The following is a 16,699-nucleotide window of genomic DNA, read 5'->3' as shown; positions in this document are numbered from 1 at the left end:
GCACAAATCGTTCAAAACACTACTTAAAGTGTCATTTAATCTTCGTTTGCAAGTATCGTAAAAAGTTACTTGTCGGTCAGTTAAAAGATGATATGCGTTCTTTTCTCTTAAACATTACTTCTAATTCAGATTTTCAAATTGAAGTGTTTGAATCTGATTTAGACCACATCCATTTTCTTATTCGTTATATCTTATATCCCTCGTGTTTCAATTACTTCTATTGATCGCAAGTTAAAACAAGAATCTACTTATTACATTTCGTGTTCACCACACAGGTCATTCTTATTTAAACATTTTTGGAAAGAACATACTTTCTGGTCTGATGGTTATTTTGTTTGTTCAATAGGTGAAGCATCTCCTGATACTATTCGTGAGTATATTCTTAATCAGGGTTAGTCGCTTACATCCCACAGGCTAAACACCTGTGGGTTTTACGCTCCGTTTTATAAAACAAAAAAGGAAGCTATTAAGCTTCCTTCTTATTAAAAAATTTCTCTTTTATGACTTCATACACAATCGGTAGTACGGACAGCACAATAATTGCTAATACGACTTGAGAGAAGTTATCACGTATAAATGGGATATTACCTAAAAAATAACCCGCTAATGTAAGTCCAACAACCCAAAGAATCGCACCCACTACGTTATAGGTAATGAATGTACCATAATTCATACGGCCAATACCACCAACAAAAGGAGCTAACGTACGTACAATTGGAACAAAACGAGCGATAACAATAGTTTTGCTACCGTATTTCTCATAAAAAGAATGTGTTTTTTCAATTTGCGCATCGGTAACCATTTGTTTACCAAATAACTTAAACTTCGTAATACGCATACCAAAGTTCTTTCCAATAGAATAATTAAGCGAATCTCCCGCAATAGCCGCAATAAGCAATAAACCAATTAACAACCAAACATTCAATTCATTCGGTTGAGCTGCCAACATTCCTGCAGCAAACAACAACGAGTCACCTGGCAGAAAGGGCATAACTACAACTCCAGTTTCCACGAAAATGATTAGAAACAAAATAAGGTAAGTCCAATATTTATAATCATTCACAATCTGAATCAAATGATCATCAATGTGAAGAACAAAATCTATCAAAGAATATATTAAATCCAAAACGAGCTAAAGATTAATTGTAGTTATTCAACATTACAGGCATCACCAACATCAAGATCTCTTCATTGTCTGCTTTCACAGCTGGCACCAAAAGACCTGCACGATTAGGACTACTCATTTCCAACACCACCTCTTCACAGTTCAAGTTGTTCAACATTTCAACTAAAAACTTTGCATTGAAACCGATTTCCATATCATCACCTTCAAATTGACAGCTCAATCTTTCGTGTGCCTCATTTGAAAAATCTAAATCTTCTGCCGAAATATGTAATTCCGAACCATTGATTTTCAAACGTACTTGGTGCGTTGTTTTGTTTGCGAAAATAACTACACGACGTAGAATGTTTAAGAACAACGAACGATCTACCGTTAATTTATTTGGATTTACTTGAGGAATTACCGCTTCATAATCTGGGTAACGCTCATCTACAAGACGACAAATCAAATTGATGTTTCCGAAATGGAAGAAAGCATTTGTATTGTTGTATTCAATAGAAACCGAAGTATCATCGGAAGGCAAAGAAGATTTCAGTAAAGTCAAAGCTTTCTTTGGAAGAATAATTGATGTTGATTTCTCTGCACCCACATCTGTACGACGGTATCTAACTAATTTATGCGCATCTGTCGATACAAATGTGATATTTTGTTCATTCAATTGAACCAACACACCTGACATCGCTGGACGTAATTCATCATTACTTACCGCAAAAATTGTTTTATTAATCGCTTCAGACAAAATAGAAGAAGCCAATTTTACTGTAGAAACAGTATCTACAACAGGAATTTTTGGAAAATCATCCGCATTTTCGCCACTCAATTTGTATTTACCGTCACCTGCACTAATCTCAATAGCTAATGTTTTGGTATCTACAGAAAAAGCCACCGGCTGATCGGGTAACGTTTTTAACGTATCGATCAAAATTTTGGATGGCATCGCTACTCGACCTTCTTCTTTTGCTTCTATTGGCAAAGAAGTAACCATACTTGTTTGTAAATCTGTAGCTGATATAGTCAGCATATTGTCTTTGATTTCAAACAAGAAGTTTTCCAAAATTGGAAGAACAGTGCTACTACTCGAAGCGCCACTGATGGCTTGAAGTTGTTTTAATAAGACTGAAGTGGATACAATGAATCTCATGCTTTTTGCGATATTTTACTTGTATGCAATATTACGTAATTTATATCTAAAATTCGAATCTCTAGCCATCACAAGACTATTATTTATACAATTTTAATTTTAGTACATTTGTGTTGAAATTTTTATGCAATTCAAGGAAATAATAGGACACCAAGAGGTCAAAAATCATCTGCTAAATTCGGTTAAAAATAACCGAGTGAGTCATGCGCAGTTATTTTTAGGTCCCGAAGGATCTGGTTCACTTGCTCTTGCGGTAGCTTATGCCCAATATATCAATTGTGAAAATAAGCTCGAAAATGACAGCTGTGGATATTGTGGCTCTTGTCACAAATATCAACGTCTAATCCACCCAGATTTGCATTTTTCATACCCGTTTTATCCTTCAAAAGATACAGCAATTGCTATTGATGTCTTGCAAGAATGGCGCTCTGCCTTAAGTAAAAATCCTTATTTAGGATTGAACTATTGGCGCGAACAGTTAGACGCAGGAAATAAGCAAGCTAATATTCCGATCAAGGAAGTACATGACATTATCAAAAAACTAAGCTTAAAATCTTTTGAAGCAGAATACAAGGTTTTGATTATGTGGCTGCCTGAATATTTGGATAAAGAAGGAAATGCTTTATTAAAGCTCATCGAGGAACCACCCGTCAAAACATTATTCCTTTTGGTAGCTGAAAATCAAGAACGCATACTCAATACGATTATCTCGCGGACACAACTTGTCAAAATCAATAAGATTGGACATGACGAGATGAAAAATTACCTCGTAGAAAAACATCAAATAGAAAATTCGGTGGCTAATGAAATTGCCTTCATCGCCGATGGAAATGTGCAAGAAGCACTGAATCTTTTATCCTATCAAGAGCATAATAGTAATTTTACAACTTTTGTTGAATGGATGCGCGCCATTGTAACCGATCGCGGAGCTGATATTTTGAAACTCAGTGACGACAATCTTTCAAAACTAGGACGTGAAAATCAAAAAAGTTTCTTACTTTATGCTATTAATATAATTCGACAAATCATGTTGATTCAGCAAGGTTTACGGAGTTTAGTATTTTTGAAAGAAGAAGAGCTGAAGTTTGTCGAAAAATTTAGTGAATTATACCTATTTGAACAGTTGACAGAAGCCATCGATTTGTTAGAAAAAACACATTACGGCATCGAAAGAAATGGTAATCCTAAAATATTATTTTTAGATTTATCTTTGCAATTAGTTTTATTGTTCAAATATCAAACGTTCCCAAAAGGGACTCAATATATATAGAAAGAAAAATATGGGATGTGGCAGTTGCTCATCCGGTGGTGGTTGTGGTACGAGCAGCAAATTAGGTACTGTACCTGCAGGCTGTAATAACAACGGAACCTGCATGACCAGCGGATGTAATAAATTAGATGTGTATGACTGGCTTTCCGATATGGATTTGCCATCAAATTATAAACCTTTCAATATAGTAGAAGTTCGTTTCAAAGGATCTCGCAAAGATTTCTTTGTGAACACGGACAATCTTTATCTTGAAATGGGGGAAATGGTCGCAGTAGAACCTTCTACGGGAGGTTATGATATTGGACACGTATCGCTTACAGGAGAATTGGTTCGTCTTCAACTGAAGAAAAACAATGTAAATCCTGAAACAGTAGAGAAGAAAATCTACAGAAAAGCGAATGAAGCTGATGTAGCGAAATACAATGCGGCAAAAGAATTGGAATGGGAAACCATGCATAAGGCGCGTAAATTGGCTTTGGACTTAGGTCTTTCCATGAAAATTTCAGATGTAGACTACCAAGGAGATAAGACAAAAGCAACCTTTTATTATACGGCTGAAGGACGTGTGGATTTCCGTGAGTTAATCAAAAAAATGGCGGAATCTTTTCGTATTCGTATCGAAATGCGCCAAATTGGAATGCGTCAGGAAGCTAGTCGCTTAGGTGGAATTGGTTCTTGCGGTCGCGAATTGTGTTGTTCAACTTGGTTGACAGACTTCAAAACAGTTTCTACTTCGGCAGCACGTTATCAAAATCTTTCCTTGAATACGCTTAAGCTTGCGGGTCAATGTGGTAAGTTGAAATGTTGTCTCAACTATGAATTGGATAGCTACATGGATGCTTTGAAGGATATTCCGAATGATGTAGATCGTATTGAAACGCGTAATGGTGTTGCATATCTACAAAAAACCGATATTTTCAAAAAAACAATGTGGTTTTCGTACCCTGGAGCTGAGAGCTGGATTCCTTTGCCTATCAAAAAAGTAAAAGAGCTAGCAGAGCAAAATAAAAAAGGTGAGAAGCCTGAAAGCTTAGATCGTGCTCCTGAAAAAATGGAAGTTGCTAAACCTGTAATTCTAGATTATGAAAATGTTGTCGGCCAAGATAGTTTGACACGTTTGGATGAAAAAAACAGAAAACGCAAGAAGAAAAAGCCTCGTACTAAACAAGCTGTTGTTGCTACTAAAGTAGAAAATGATAAATCGGTATCTGTACCAGTCAACAAAGAACAAAAGCCTCGACCTGCGCCTAGAGAGCACAAAAAGGTAGATACCGAAGTAAAGCCTAATGACAACACGCAGAAATCTCCCGAACAAAAGAAAAAAAGGAGATTCAACAATAACCGCAATAGGAATAAATCAAACGACAATAAACAACAAAGTGGTGGTGAATAATTTCACCACCTATATTTTTTTAATATGAAAAAGTTTTTAGCTTTCTTGGTCGTATGTAATTTGTTTTCTTCATGTACCAGTGATGCCTACTATGAAGAGAATAAAGAAGTAACTGATAGGTCCTGGAATTATAGCCAAGTGCCTTCGTTTGCCGTCAATATCAAGGATAATAAAGCTAAATATGATGTCTACATCAACTTAAGGCATACAAACCTGTATGATTATTCGAATATATACTTGCTATTACACGCAAAGGGAAAAGGTATAGCAGACACCAGCTACCGCAAAGAAATTAAGTTGGCAGAACTTGATGGGAAATGGGTAAGTCAATCTTCTGGCTCCTTATATGAAATACAGTATTTAGCGAAATCTAATTTTACTTTCCCCGATACAGGAGTATATACTTTTGGATTAGAGCAGAATATGCGGGTCAACCCTTTGCCCGAAGTGATTGATGTTGGCATCAAAATCATCAAAAAATGATAACTATTCTACGGTGGATTTTATTACCTTTTACCCTAATATACCATAGCATCATTTGGCTAAGAAATCTATTGTATGACAAAGAAATCCTCAAAAGCAAGTCCTTCCAAATTCCAACTATTGTCATCGGCAATTTGGCTATTGGTGGTACAGGCAAAAGCCCATTGACAGAATACCTTATCAAATTACTGAAGGATAAATACAAAATTGCAACACTAAGTCGTGGCTACGGACGCAAGACAAAAGGTTTTAGACTTGTACAAACAAATTCAAAAGCATTTGAAGTAGGAGATGAGCCTTTACAATTTAAAACTAAATTTCCTGAAGTAACTGTCGCAGTTAATGAAAATCGTTGCGAAGGTGTTGAGAAACTGCAAGACCAACATGATGTAATACTATTGGATGATGCCTTTCAACACAGAAAATTAAAGCCGGGCTACGCGATATTACTTTTTGACTTTAATTCTTTCAGAAAGCCAATAATCACTTTACCGACAGGTGATTTTAGGGATATTATTTCTTCCACCAAAAGAGCTGATCTTATTATTATTACCAAATGTCCAGATGTTATTACAGACGAACAAAAAGCACATATAGAACATATACTCCGCAAACACAATATAGCACCTATTTTCTATACCAAAATTGGCTATGATATTCCGCATAATAAACAAGGAGAAGTTTTATCAGAAAAATTGGAAGGTAAAGATATACTATTATTCTGCGGAATCGCAAATCCAAAACCACTTGTCGAATTTTTGGAAAAGAATAGAAATATTGTTCATTTAGTAAAATATCCAGACCATCATAATTTCACGTCTAGTGATTTTGATAACATTAAAGCAAAATTTGATTTCATTCAATCTTCGAATAAATTGATTCTTACAACGGAGAAAGACATACAACGCATAGAAGATAGTGCTTTTCAAAACTATCCTTTATACTACATCCCTATCCATTTGCAATCAGCAGATCATCAACAAACAACCTTTGATCATTTTATAGAAAATTATATTTCTCATAATCTAAATTAAACTATTTCATCAAGTTAGAGTCTAAGTTCAATTATAAACTTAAAAACATTTAAAACTTATGAAAAGTGTAATTACTTTATTAGCATTAGTATTAAGCTTGGGGCTTGCTAATGCGCAACAAGGTGGTCCACGTCAGCAACGTACGCCTGAAGAAATGACGAAAATGCAAATGGAACGTCTTACAAAAGAACTAAACCTTACACAAACACAACAAGACTCCATCAAAAAATATGTTTTAGCTTCTTCTGTGGAAATGCAAAAAGTTTTTAGTAACGCAGGAGACGATCGTGAAGCTGCAATGAATAGTATGAGAGCTATTCGTGAAAAACAAACTAAAAAGGTGAAAACTTTCTTAAATGAAGAACAAGGAAAAAAATATGATGAGATAGCTAGTCAACGAGGAAGAGGCTTTGGTGGCCAAAGACCAAACAACTAGTAGTATACACATATTAACTAAAGGGCTTATTTCGTTGAAATAAGCCCTTTTTTGTTAAAACATGTTAAATTGTAACAAACAAGATACAATCAACACAACATTTTACCCTTTTCAACAGTTATAGTACTAAATGAATTAATAAAAGAGTAAACACATAAATTTTAAATGCTATGAGAAAATTAATTTTAACAGGTCTAAGCTTTTTATTTGCAATTACATTAACATTTGCACAAGACATTAATCCAGAAACAAAAGCAAAACAAAAAGTCGATGAGCTGACACAAGTCTTGACATTGAATGAAGATCAACAAGCGGCTATATTTACTATAGTATTGGAAAAAGTTACTGCCAAACACGCAATCAAAGCAGACACAACATTAGCTGCTGATGTAGTAAAACAACAAATTGAAGCTGCTCAAGCTACTGCTCATCAAAAAATATCAGAACAACTAAATGATGATCAAAAAGTAGCTTTCGCTAAATATTTAGAAGAGCAAAAAGGTAAAAAAGAAGAAGAGCAAGCTGAACATAAAGAAGAGAAAAAAGAAGAAGGAAACAACTAAAAATCTAATTCATAATTTATTGCAATTTTAGAAATCACTGATTTCATGAATCAAAAAAGGCGGAATTAATTTCCGCCTTTTCATTTTACCACTAAAATTATTTCGTTCCTTCTTACGAAGTTTTTAATTTCTTCTGAATGTCTTGGACATATGTTTTAAACTTCTTGTCCGTTTCGATCAAATCCTCAACTGTTTGGCAAGCGTAGATAACTGTAGAGTGGTCACGACCACCAAAGAAGTTACCAATCGTCTTAAGTGAAGATTTAGTGTGATTTTTAGCCAAGTACATGGAAATTTGACGCGCCTGTACGATTTCGCGTTTACGTACTTTTGATTTAACCATCTCTACCGGAACTTCAAAATACTCACATACCAATTTCTGAATATACTCCATCGAAATCTCCTTATGCGTATTCTTAACGAAATTCTTCAGCATAGACTTCGCTAGATTCAAGTCTATTTCTTTCTTGTTAAGCGTAGATTGTGCCAACAATGAAACCATAGCGCCTTCTAATTCACGTACGCTATTATCGATTTGTGTAGCAACATATTCCACGACTGTCTCTGGAAGCTCAATACCATCAGAATACATTTTCTTCTTCAAGATAGCCATTCTTGTTTCCAAATCTGGAATTTGAATATCCGCAGATAATCCCCATTTAAAACGACTTAACAAACGTTCTTCCAAACCAGACAAGTCTTTAGGTGGTTTGTCTGAAGTCAAAATAATTTGCTTTCCAGATTGATGCAAATGATTGAAGATGTGGAAGAAAATATCCTGTGTTTTTTCCTTTCCAGCAAAATTGTGTACATCATCCATAATAATGACGTCCATTGCTTGGTAAAAATTCACAAAATCATTGATTGTATTGTTTTTCAATGAGTCCACGAATTGCTGACAGAATTTTTCACAAGAAACATAGATAACCAACTTATCTGGTAAATTCCTCTTGATCTCATTACCTATAGCTTGAGCCAAGTGTGTCTTGCCTAAACCTACATCACCATATAACATTAACGGATTAAAAGAAGTTCCTCCAGGTTTATTTGCTACAGCATAACCGGCAGATCGTGCCAGACGGTTACATTCGCCTTCCACAAAATTCTCAAACGTGTAGTTTTGATTCAATTGCGGATCAACTTGTAGCTTTTTAAGTCCTGGAATGACAAAAGGGTTCTTTATATTTTTGTTTAATGCTACAGGGACAGGTATAGACTGCTTTTTGCCTTCAGCACCATTACCATTAGATGGTAGATTAGTTGTATAAGGCGTGTTAGTAGACGATTTCTCTACTACAATATTATACTCTAATCTTCCTTGTTCTCCTAAAAATTTCTTCACCGTCTTACGTAGGATACCTACATAATGTTCTTCCAACCACTCGTAAAAAAATAAACTAGGCACTTGAATAGTTAAAACGTTCTCCTCCAAACGAACTGCTTTCACAGGTTCGAACCATGTCTTATAACTTTGCGCCGGAATGTTGTCTTTAATCACTTGAAGACAATTAATCCAAACACTTGTATACGTTTTTTCCATTCTTAAATTGTTAATAACTTGATAACCAATTATTGATACAAAAATTGTTTATAACTTTCCCTTTCAACGAAGATGACAAAAATTTCTCACCTAAAAAAGTTAAACTATAAAAAAAATAAAAATCATTAATAATCAATTAGTTAAGTTAAATTTTAATGATCACAGGTTCATATTTTGATGTTAAATCAAACTTTTCCACACCTCTTTAATAAAGATAAATTAAATCAAAAAACAAAACTTTTATTGAGGTTTATTTATAAGCTTGTGGAAAACTTTCTACACCTAAAATAAGTAAAATATTCCATTATATTAAAAGAAAAAGAGCCACAAAATTTGTGGCTTTTTAATTATATTTTTAATACTAAAGCGTTATCCCACTTGTGAATGCGTAGGCAAAGTTTTAACCAACTTTTTACATATTTCAGAAATTGACTTCGCATCGTATTTACATATATTCCAAAGTTCAGTTTGTTCACCGTGTTCCACAATCTCATCAGGAATACCAAGACGAATTACCTGTGCAGAATAATTGTTATTAGACATGAATTCCAATACCGCAGACCCGAAACCACCAGGTAGCACCCCGTCTTCCACAGTTATTACTTTATTGAATTTTTGGAAAACCTCGTGTAACAAGTCCTCATCAATTGGTTTTACAAAACGAATGTCATAGTGTGCAGGATAAATTCCTTCAGTATTTAATTCTATTATTGCTTTAGCAGCTTCATTACCTATATGACCTAAAGTAATTATAGCAACCTCTTCGCCATCCATTAATTTGCGGCCTTTACCAATAGGCAATGCTTTGAATGGGCGCTTCCAATCAGGCATAACACCATTTCCTCTTGGATAACGAATCACAAAAGGACCCATATCCTCCAGTTGGGATGTGTACATCATATTACGCAGCTCTTCCTCATTCATAGGCGCCGCTATCGTAAGATTAGGTATACAGCGCATAAAAGCTACATCATAAGCACCATGATGCGTAGGACCATCTGCACCAACCAAACCTGCTCGATCCAAGCAAAACACTACATTTAATTTTTGCAATGCGACATCATGAATCACCTGATCATAAGCACGTTGCATGAATGACGAATAGATATTACAAAATGGAACAAGCCCCTGTGTAGCTAATCCTGCACTAAATGTAACAGCATGTTGCTCAGCAATACCTACATCAAATGCACGATCTGGCATCGCATTCATCATAATATTCATCGACGAGCCACTTGGCATAGCGGGAGTTATACCCATTATTTTGTCATTAGCTTCCGCCAATTCCACTAATGTGTGACCAAATACATCTTGATATTTTGGAGGCTGCGGCTTTTCATAAACCGTTTTCTTAATTTCTCCCGTAATTTTATCAAATAAACCTGGCGCATGCCATTTCGTTTGATCTTTCTCTGCTAGAGAATATCCCTTTCCTTTTACTGTGACAACGTGCAAAAGTTTAGGACCATTTATACTTTTTAAATCTTCTAAAGTCTTAGCCAGTTTATTGACATCGTGTCCATCCACTGGTCCGAAATATCTAAAATTTAAAGACTCGAAAAGATTAGCATTCTTCAGAAGAGTACCTTTAATGCTTTGTTCTAATTTCTTAGCCCAACCGTACGCATCAGGACCATTTTTGGATATTTTAGCTAATACAGAAATCAGCTCATCTCTAAATTTATTGTAACTCTTAGAAGTAGTTATACTTGTCAAATATTCCTTTAATGCGCCTACATTCGGGTCTATAGACATACAGTTGTCATTCAGAATAACCAATAAATTTGATTTCTCAATGCCCGCGTGATTCAAAGCTTCAAAAGCCATACCGCCTGTCAATGCACCATCACCAATGATAGCGACATGTTGTCTATCTGTTTCTCCTTTGTATGCTGAAGCTACAGCCATACCTAAAGCCGCTGAAATAGAAGTGGAAGAGTGACCTACTCCAAACGCATCATATTCACTTTCCTCACGTTTAGGAAACCCTGATATACCACCTAATAATCTATTTGTATGGAATTGTTCTCTACGACCTGTGAGTATTTTATGACCATAGGCTTGATGTCCTACATCAAATACTATTTGATCATAAGGAGTATTCAACACATAATGAAGAGCTACTGTCAACTCTACGACGCCCAAACTCGCCGCAAAATGACCACCATTGACAGAAACTATATCAATAATGAATTGTCTGAGCTCTTTACAAATTTCTTCTAAATCCGATTCTTTAAGCTTTCTCAAATCCGAAGGATAAAGAATATTTTTTAAAAGTGCTCCTGCTTCTATTTGCATACCTTAAAATAAGTTTGAAAATAAGTTACAAAGTAACAGATTTATTCCATTAATTGGTATATATATATACAAATAATTGTGACCAATGTTTTAGTTTCCTGTTTTAAAACAATTATTAATTACTAAATGCGTATTTTTGATCCATTATATGGAAGCCACAAATTACGAAATAAAACTCGAGCAATTCGAGGGTCCTTTTGACTTGTTGTTGTTCTTTATCGAACGTGATGAGCTCAATATACATGATATTCCAATCTCCAGAATAACGGACGATTTTTTGGACTATATCCAAAAAATGCATTCCCTTAATATAGAATTAGCGTCGGAATTTATTTTCGTTGCATCAACCTTGATGCGCATCAAAGCTAAAATGCTGCTTCCTCGTCCTGAATTGGACGAAAATGAGAACGAAGTTGATCTGAAAGAACAACTTGTTCAAAAACTTATACTTTACAAGCAATTCAAAGATGTTTGTGAAGATTTAAAAGTATTGGAATCAAATAGAGAAAAACTACATCAGCGCGCAAATATCACTTTTGATCTCAAACACACCAAACGTCAAATTTCGGAAGAAGAATTAGCTTCATTTGATTTGTACAAATTGATGATGGTGTATGAAAAGATGATGTATCATTTCACACATCGTGTGGTTCCTGTCACGCATACCGTTGTCAAGTTTCCTTATACTATCGAGCAACAAAAAGATGCACTTTCTGCGCTTTTGGATTTAAATAAAAAGCTAGATTTTCAAATGATCCTGAAAAACTCAGAAAACAGAGTGCAATTTGTATTCAATTTCTTAGCAATATTAGAAATGCTTCAACAAAAACTATTGGAAATTGAAGTCGGGATGGGGTATAATAACTTCGCAGTAGCTACAAAAGATCCAAATGCTCCTGAAGAATCCTTTGATGAAGATGAAGAATAGTTATTTTTCTTTAAGCGCATCCAATACTTCTTTCAAATATTTATACCGTTCAGTGTAATCTACACTCGGCAAAGTTCGTAAAGCTTGAATCCCATTTTTAATAGCTTTAGTCGATTTACTAGCGAACGAAGAAATAAAAGTAGCTAAGTTTATTTCTTCCAAAAGTCCATCTACTAGACCGTATTCTTTAGCTTTTTCAGCATCAAAATATTCAGTATGTAGACACAGTTGTAAAGCTTGTTTTTCAGGCATCACCTTTAAGAGGCTGGCCATAACTTGAAAAGGAAACAAACCAATTTCGAGTTCAGGCAGCCTAAATCGGACCTCACGTTTGCAAAATACATAAGTACAGCCCAAAATAATAAGAAATCCGCCAGCTATCACATTTCCCTCAACTATTGCTATAGATGGTTTAAACAATTGATCAAATACCTGACCAAATGAAATATTTTGGTTAGATATTGTAGGATTATGAATATCTAATTTAGGATTTTCAAATGCTTTCAAATCCATTCCAGCACAAAAAACAGGACCTTCAGCCTTAATTAAGACAATCTTTATTTCATGATCATTATTAGCTTCTTGAAAAGCATGATAAATCTCATTGACCATTGTCGGCGTAAAAGCATTTCTTTTCTCCGATCTAGATAATGTCAATAAAAACTGATATCCTATTTTTTGAACCTTAATATATTTATACATGCAATTTAACTTATCATTTCAAAAAAGCTAATTTTTAATTTATTAATATTGATAGGTGCACCTATATTAAACCTATTTAGCAACATTTCAGTAGGAATATTTCCAACTAATTCGTCCTGTGCAAATGGACAGCCTCCAAATCCCATCATTGCCCCTTCAAAACGTCTACAGCCTCCTTCGTAAGCCGCATTTATTTTTTCTAGAGCTTGGTAAGTAGTACTATGTAGATGTGCGCTAAAATCTAAACTAGGAAATTCTTTAAACAAACTTTTGAATAATGAATTAACGCCTATTACAGTAGCCTCACTTGTCGTGTCTGCGATTGAAAACCGTTTAATACCTAAATCTTTTAATTTATCAACCCACTTCAATACCAAATCTTCACTCCAATGATCAGCATACGGATTGCCAAAAGCCATTGAAATGTAAATTACCAACTCTTGATGATTACTGGCTATCGTAGTCAATATCTCCTCTACAGTATTAAATGACTTATCAATAGATGAATTAGTATTTCTTTTTTGAAAAGTTTCGGAAATAGAAAAAGGATACCCCAAATAATCTATTTTTTCAAATGCTTTTGCGTGTAAAGCTCCTTTAGTGTTAGCAACTACAGTTAGTAATTTTGTATTGTTAATTTTTTCAATACCATGCACGACATAGCTTGTATCTTGCATTTGAGGAACTGCTTTGTCAGATACAAAAGAACCAAAATCTATATATTCGAATAGATTACTTTTGATTAGCTTATTAATATGTTGAATTTTCTTTTCAGGGCGTATAATACTTGTTCTACCTTGAATCGCATCGCGGGGACAATCAATAATTTTAATTTCTGAAGGGTTAGACATCCTTTTTAATTTCACGTGAAATGACCATTTTTTGTATAGCGCTTGTGCCTTCCCCAATTGTACATAATTTAGCGTCTCTAAAAAATTTCTCCGCTGGATAGTCTTTTGTGAAGCCATATCCGCCATGTATTTGCACAGATTGATTTGCAACCTCTACTGCTACTTCCGAGGCATATAATTTTGCCATTGCACTTTCTTTCGTAACTTTCTGCTGGTTATCTTTTAAATAACCTGCCCTTCTGATTAAGAGTTCAGATGCATCTATTTTCGTAGCCATATCCGCTATTGTGAAAGATACATCCTGGAAATCATAGATCTTTTGATTGAATTGCTCTCGCTCATTTGCATAACGCAATGCACATTCATAAGCTCCGCGCGCAATACCTAATGACAAGGCAGCGATAGAAATACGACCTCCATCTAATAATTTAAGTGCCTGAACAAAACCATTACCAATCTCTCCAATAACCTGATACTTATGCACACGACAATTATCAAAAAACAAGAAAGCAGTTTCTGATGCTCGCATCCCTAATTTATCAATTTTTTTTCCAGAAGTGAAACCTTCTGTTCCTTTTTCTACAATAAATGCACTCATGGCATGCTTATCACCTATATTACCCGTGCGAGCCATCACGACCGACACATGCCCACTGATGGCATGCGTAATAAAAGTTTTAGAACCATTCAAAATCCAGTAATCTCCATCTTGAACTGCGGTTGTTGTCATTCCACCTGCGTCTGAACCAGACCCTGTTTCTGTTAATCCCCAGGCGCCTATCCATTCTCCTGATGCTAATTTTGGTAAATATTTTTTCTTTTGTTCCTCATTTGCAAAGGATAAAATATGATTTGTACATAACGAATTATGCGCAGCTACAGAAAGACCAATAGATCCACAGACTTTTGATATTTCATCTAGAATAGTTATATATTCTTGATAATTCAGTCCAGCACCGCCGTATTCTTCGGGCACCAAAATACCCATAAAACCGTATTCACCCATTTTGTGAAATAGATCAACTGGAAAATGTTGGCGTTCATCCCAATCCATTACGTAGGGTTTGATATATGTTTTTGCAAATTCTCTGGCACTTTCGCGCACTAAAGCTAACTGCTCGTTGTCGTGATTCGTGTACATCGTGATTTTTCCTTAAGTTTATATATAGGTAAGAACTAGTTTTATAAATATCGTAAAAATCAAATTATATTTTACCATATTTAAAATATTAAATAAAATAACCAACTGTAAATTTTTATTTTAATAAAAATCACTTATGCAAAAGCTTCTTGACAATCTTAAGAAAAAGTACGAACAACTCCACTTAGGCGGTGGTATTGATAAAATTCAAAAGCATAAATCAAAAGGAAAGCTGACTGCTTGGGAGCGTATTATTTATCTTTTGGATGAAGAAAACCCTTATACTGAAATAGGAACTTTCGCAGCGGATAATATGTATGTCGAGCATGGCGGATGTCCCAATGCAGGCGTTGTTGTTGTTCTTGGTTATGTAAAAAATAGATTGTGCGTTGTCGTTTCTAATGATGCAACGGTAAAAGCAGGAGCTTGGTTTCCTATTTCGGGTAAGAAGAATCTCCGAGCGCAGGAAATTGCTATGGAGAATAAATTACCTATTATTTATTTGGTAGATTCTGCAGGTGTCTATCTGCCTATGCAGGAAGAAATATTTCCAGATAAAGAACATTTTGGTCGAATATTTAGAAATAATGCTAAAATGTCCGCTATGGGCATTCCACAAATAGCAGCAATTATGGGTTCTTGCGTAGCCGGTGGAGCTTATTTACCTATTATGTCTGATTATGCATTAATCGTAGAAGGAACAAGTTCGGTATTCTTAGCAGGATCTTATTTGGTAAAATCTTCTATTGGTGAAGTTATTGATAACGAAACTTTGGGTGGGGCGGCTACACATACCGAAATTTCGGGTGTAGTAGATAACAAATATCCTGATGATGAATCTTGCTTAGATGCTATCAAAAATATAATAGATAAAATAGGAGAGAACCCTAAAGCGGGATATTCTAAAATAGTAGCAAAATTACCCAAATTGACTCCCGAATCAATCTACAAGAATTTACCGGAAGACAGGTTAAAACCCTATAATGTGATTTCAATCTTAGACGCTATTGTCGATGCGGATTCTTTAGAGGAATACAAAAAAGACTATGGAAAGACTATTGTTTGTGCTTTAGCACGAATAGATGGTTGGGCTGTAGGTATTGTTGCTAATCAACGCGAAATTGTGAAAGCAAAGAAACCAGGTGGTACACAAGAAATGCAAATGGGTGGTGTAATCTATTCGGATTCCGCAGACAAAGCAGCTCGTTTCATTATGAATTGTAACCAACAAAAAATTCCTTTAGTATTCTTTCAAGACGTAACTGGATTTATGGTTGGTTCTCGTTCCGAGCATGCTGGAATCATTAAAGATGGAGCAAAAATGGTTAATGCCATGGCGAATTCTGTAGTACCGAAATTTACTTTTATAACAGGAAATAGCTATGGCGCGGGAAATTATGCGATGTGTGGGAAAGCCTATGATCCTCGACTAATCTATGCATGGCCTACAGCTCAAATGGCGGTGATGAGTGGGGCTTCAGCTGGTAAAACATTATTACAAATACAAGAAGCAACATTGAAGGTTAAAGGGGTATTACTTAGTGAAGAAGAAAAACAAATTTTATTAAATGAGATTGAAGACCGTTACAATGAGCAATTAAGCCCATATTATGCAGCAGCTCGACTTTGGGTAGACGGAGTCATTGATCCAAAAGACACACGAAAGATAATTTCAATGGGAATAGAAGCCGCTAATCAGAATGCAGATATTCCTAGATATAATGTTGGGGTAATACAAACATAAAATATTTTGTAGCAAAAATTATTTTATATCGTTATAATCATACTAAACAATT

At 35.1% G+C, this 16,699-nt stretch carries 15 protein-coding genes and 1 pseudogene; 9 read left to right on the top strand and 7 right to left on the bottom strand.

The features are described from left to right. Positions 1-396 (top strand): annotated as a pseudogene (tnpA, locus tag FLS47_RS18885) (IS200/IS605 family transposase); the annotation flags it as partial. 70 nt (positions 397-466) lie between these two features. On the opposite strand, the gene FLS47_RS05475 reads toward tnpA, so the two are convergent. Together FLS47_RS05475 and dnaN are read right to left on the bottom strand one after the other, a co-directional pair. Continuing rightward, positions 467-1,126 carry a DedA family protein gene (locus tag FLS47_RS05475; RefSeq protein ID WP_149913374.1) on the bottom strand — a complete coding sequence of 220 codons (660 nt, stop codon included), beginning with the start codon at positions 1,124-1,126 and terminating at the stop codon, positions 467-469. Positions 1,127-1,139: 13 nt separating this feature from the next. Next, positions 1,140-2,264 carry a DNA polymerase III subunit beta gene (gene dnaN / locus FLS47_RS05470; protein WP_149913373.1) on the bottom strand — a complete coding sequence of 375 codons (1,125 nt, stop codon included), beginning with the start codon at positions 2,262-2,264 and terminating at the stop codon, positions 1,140-1,142. A 124-nt stretch (positions 2,265-2,388) separates the two neighbouring features. Here dnaN and FLS47_RS05465 point away from each other — a divergent pair, with 124 nt between their 5' ends. The 6 genes from FLS47_RS05465 to FLS47_RS05440 all read left to right on the top strand — a co-directional run bounded on the left by FLS47_RS05465 (position 2,389) and on the right by FLS47_RS05440 (position 7,443). Further along, on the top strand, positions 2,389-3,534 hold the full coding sequence (locus FLS47_RS05465) for a DNA polymerase III subunit (protein WP_149913372.1): 1,146 nt from the start codon (positions 2,389-2,391) through the stop codon (positions 3,532-3,534). Between the two features lie 10 nt (positions 3,535-3,544). Next, positions 3,545-4,927: a PSP1 domain-containing protein gene (locus FLS47_RS05460; RefSeq protein WP_188347362.1), complete on the top strand. Its 1,383-nt coding sequence runs from the start codon at positions 3,545-3,547 to the stop codon at positions 4,925-4,927. 24 nt (positions 4,928-4,951) lie between these two features. Next, the gene (locus FLS47_RS05455) at positions 4,952-5,410 is read left to right on the top strand and encodes a gliding motility lipoprotein GldH (RefSeq protein WP_149913370.1); all 459 of its coding nucleotides are present in this window, start codon (positions 4,952-4,954) and stop codon (positions 5,408-5,410) included. Next, positions 5,407-6,444, top strand: coding sequence for a tetraacyldisaccharide 4'-kinase (lpxK, locus tag FLS47_RS05450; protein ID WP_223225143.1), 1,038 nt, complete (start codon positions 5,407-5,409; stop codon positions 6,442-6,444). The genes FLS47_RS05455 and lpxK overlap by 4 nt, the downstream gene beginning before the upstream one ends. A gap of 58 nt (positions 6,445-6,502) precedes the next feature. Further along, positions 6,503-6,880 (top strand): hypothetical protein, encoded by a 378-nt coding sequence (locus tag FLS47_RS05445; protein ID WP_149913369.1) that lies wholly within the window; start codon positions 6,503-6,505, stop codon positions 6,878-6,880. Positions 6,881-7,050: 170 nt separating this feature from the next. Next, positions 7,051-7,443, top strand: coding sequence for a hypothetical protein (locus tag FLS47_RS05440; RefSeq protein ID WP_149913368.1), 393 nt, complete (start codon positions 7,051-7,053; stop codon positions 7,441-7,443). Between the two features lie 112 nt (positions 7,444-7,555). On the opposite strand, the gene dnaA is transcribed toward FLS47_RS05440, so the two are convergent. Both dnaA and dxs read right to left on the bottom strand, forming a co-directional pair. Further along, positions 7,556-8,983, bottom strand: a complete 1,428-nt coding sequence (dnaA, locus tag FLS47_RS05435) for a chromosomal replication initiator protein DnaA (protein ID WP_149913367.1) — start codon at positions 8,981-8,983, stop codon at positions 7,556-7,558. A 369-nt stretch (positions 8,984-9,352) separates the two neighbouring features. After that, complete coding sequence (gene dxs / locus FLS47_RS05430) at positions 9,353-11,281, bottom strand: 1-deoxy-D-xylulose-5-phosphate synthase (RefSeq protein WP_149913366.1); 1,929 nt, start codon at positions 11,279-11,281, stop codon at positions 9,353-9,355. Between the two features lie 148 nt (positions 11,282-11,429). Here dxs and FLS47_RS05425 point away from each other — a divergent pair, with 148 nt between their 5' ends. Continuing rightward, positions 11,430-12,209, top strand: coding sequence for a segregation and condensation protein A (locus FLS47_RS05425; RefSeq protein WP_149913365.1), 780 nt, complete (start codon positions 11,430-11,432; stop codon positions 12,207-12,209). Here FLS47_RS05425 and FLS47_RS05420 read toward each other — a convergent pair whose 3' ends face one another. From FLS47_RS05420 to FLS47_RS05410, 3 genes are read right to left on the bottom strand one after another with little or no spacing between them, the layout of a single operon-like run. Further along, the gene (locus FLS47_RS05420) at positions 12,210-12,911 is read right to left on the bottom strand and encodes an enoyl-CoA hydratase/isomerase family protein (protein ID WP_149913364.1); all 702 of its coding nucleotides are present in this window, start codon (positions 12,909-12,911) and stop codon (positions 12,210-12,212) included. Positions 12,912-12,916: 5 nt separating this feature from the next. After that, entirely contained in the window at positions 12,917-13,762 is an 846-nt protein-coding gene (locus FLS47_RS05415; RefSeq protein ID WP_149913363.1) for a beta/alpha barrel domain-containing protein, read from the bottom strand. Beyond that, positions 13,755-14,903: an acyl-CoA dehydrogenase family protein gene (locus FLS47_RS05410; RefSeq protein WP_149913362.1), complete on the bottom strand. Its 1,149-nt coding sequence runs from the start codon at positions 14,901-14,903 to the stop codon at positions 13,755-13,757. The genes FLS47_RS05415 and FLS47_RS05410 overlap by 8 nt, the downstream gene beginning before the upstream one ends. Before the next feature lie 136 nt (positions 14,904-15,039). On the opposite strand from FLS47_RS05410, the gene FLS47_RS05405 reads away from it, so the two are divergent. Continuing rightward, positions 15,040-16,647, top strand: coding sequence for an acyl-CoA carboxylase subunit beta (locus tag FLS47_RS05405; protein WP_149913361.1), 1,608 nt, complete (start codon positions 15,040-15,042; stop codon positions 16,645-16,647). The last annotated feature ends 52 nt before the right edge of the window (positions 16,648-16,699 follow it).

Origin of the sequence: Sphingobacterium cavernae (genome assembly GCF_008520265.1) — a bacterium.
Taxonomy (GTDB): domain Bacteria; phylum Bacteroidota; class Bacteroidia; order Sphingobacteriales; family Sphingobacteriaceae; genus Sphingobacterium; species Sphingobacterium cavernae.
This window is presented reverse-complemented; position numbering and strand designations above follow the sequence as displayed.

Coding starts and splice junctions, on each gene's coding strand:
- dnaN (WP_149913373.1), bottom strand. CDS start 2,264: ATGAGATTCATTGTATCCACTTCAGTCTTATTAAAACAACTTCAAGCC.
- FLS47_RS05465 (WP_149913372.1), top strand. CDS start 2,389: ATGCAATTCAAGGAAATAATAGGACACCAAGAGGTCAAAAATCATCTG.
- FLS47_RS05460 (WP_188347362.1), top strand. CDS start 3,545: ATGGGATGTGGCAGTTGCTCATCCGGTGGTGGTTGTGGTACGAGCAGC.
- FLS47_RS05455 (WP_149913370.1), top strand. CDS start 4,952: ATGAAAAAGTTTTTAGCTTTCTTGGTCGTATGTAATTTGTTTTCTTCA.
- lpxK (WP_223225143.1), top strand. CDS start 5,407: ATGATAACTATTCTACGGTGGATTTTATTACCTTTTACCCTAATATAC.
- FLS47_RS05445 (WP_149913369.1), top strand. CDS start 6,503: ATGAAAAGTGTAATTACTTTATTAGCATTAGTATTAAGCTTGGGGCTT.
- FLS47_RS05440 (WP_149913368.1), top strand. CDS start 7,051: ATGAGAAAATTAATTTTAACAGGTCTAAGCTTTTTATTTGCAATTACA.
- dnaA (WP_149913367.1), bottom strand. CDS start 8,983: ATGGAAAAAACGTATACAAGTGTTTGGATTAATTGTCTTCAAGTGATT.
- dxs (WP_149913366.1), bottom strand. CDS start 11,281: ATGCAAATAGAAGCAGGAGCACTTTTAAAAAATATTCTTTATCCTTCG.
- FLS47_RS05425 (WP_149913365.1), top strand. CDS start 11,430: ATGGAAGCCACAAATTACGAAATAAAACTCGAGCAATTCGAGGGTCCT.
- FLS47_RS05420 (WP_149913364.1), bottom strand. CDS start 12,911: ATGTATAAATATATTAAGGTTCAAAAAATAGGATATCAGTTTTTATTG.
- FLS47_RS05415 (WP_149913363.1), bottom strand. CDS start 13,762: ATGTCTAACCCTTCAGAAATTAAAATTATTGATTGTCCCCGCGATGCG.
- FLS47_RS05410 (WP_149913362.1), bottom strand. CDS start 14,903: ATGTACACGAATCACGACAACGAGCAGTTAGCTTTAGTGCGCGAAAGT.
- FLS47_RS05405 (WP_149913361.1), top strand. CDS start 15,040: ATGCAAAAGCTTCTTGACAATCTTAAGAAAAAGTACGAACAACTCCAC.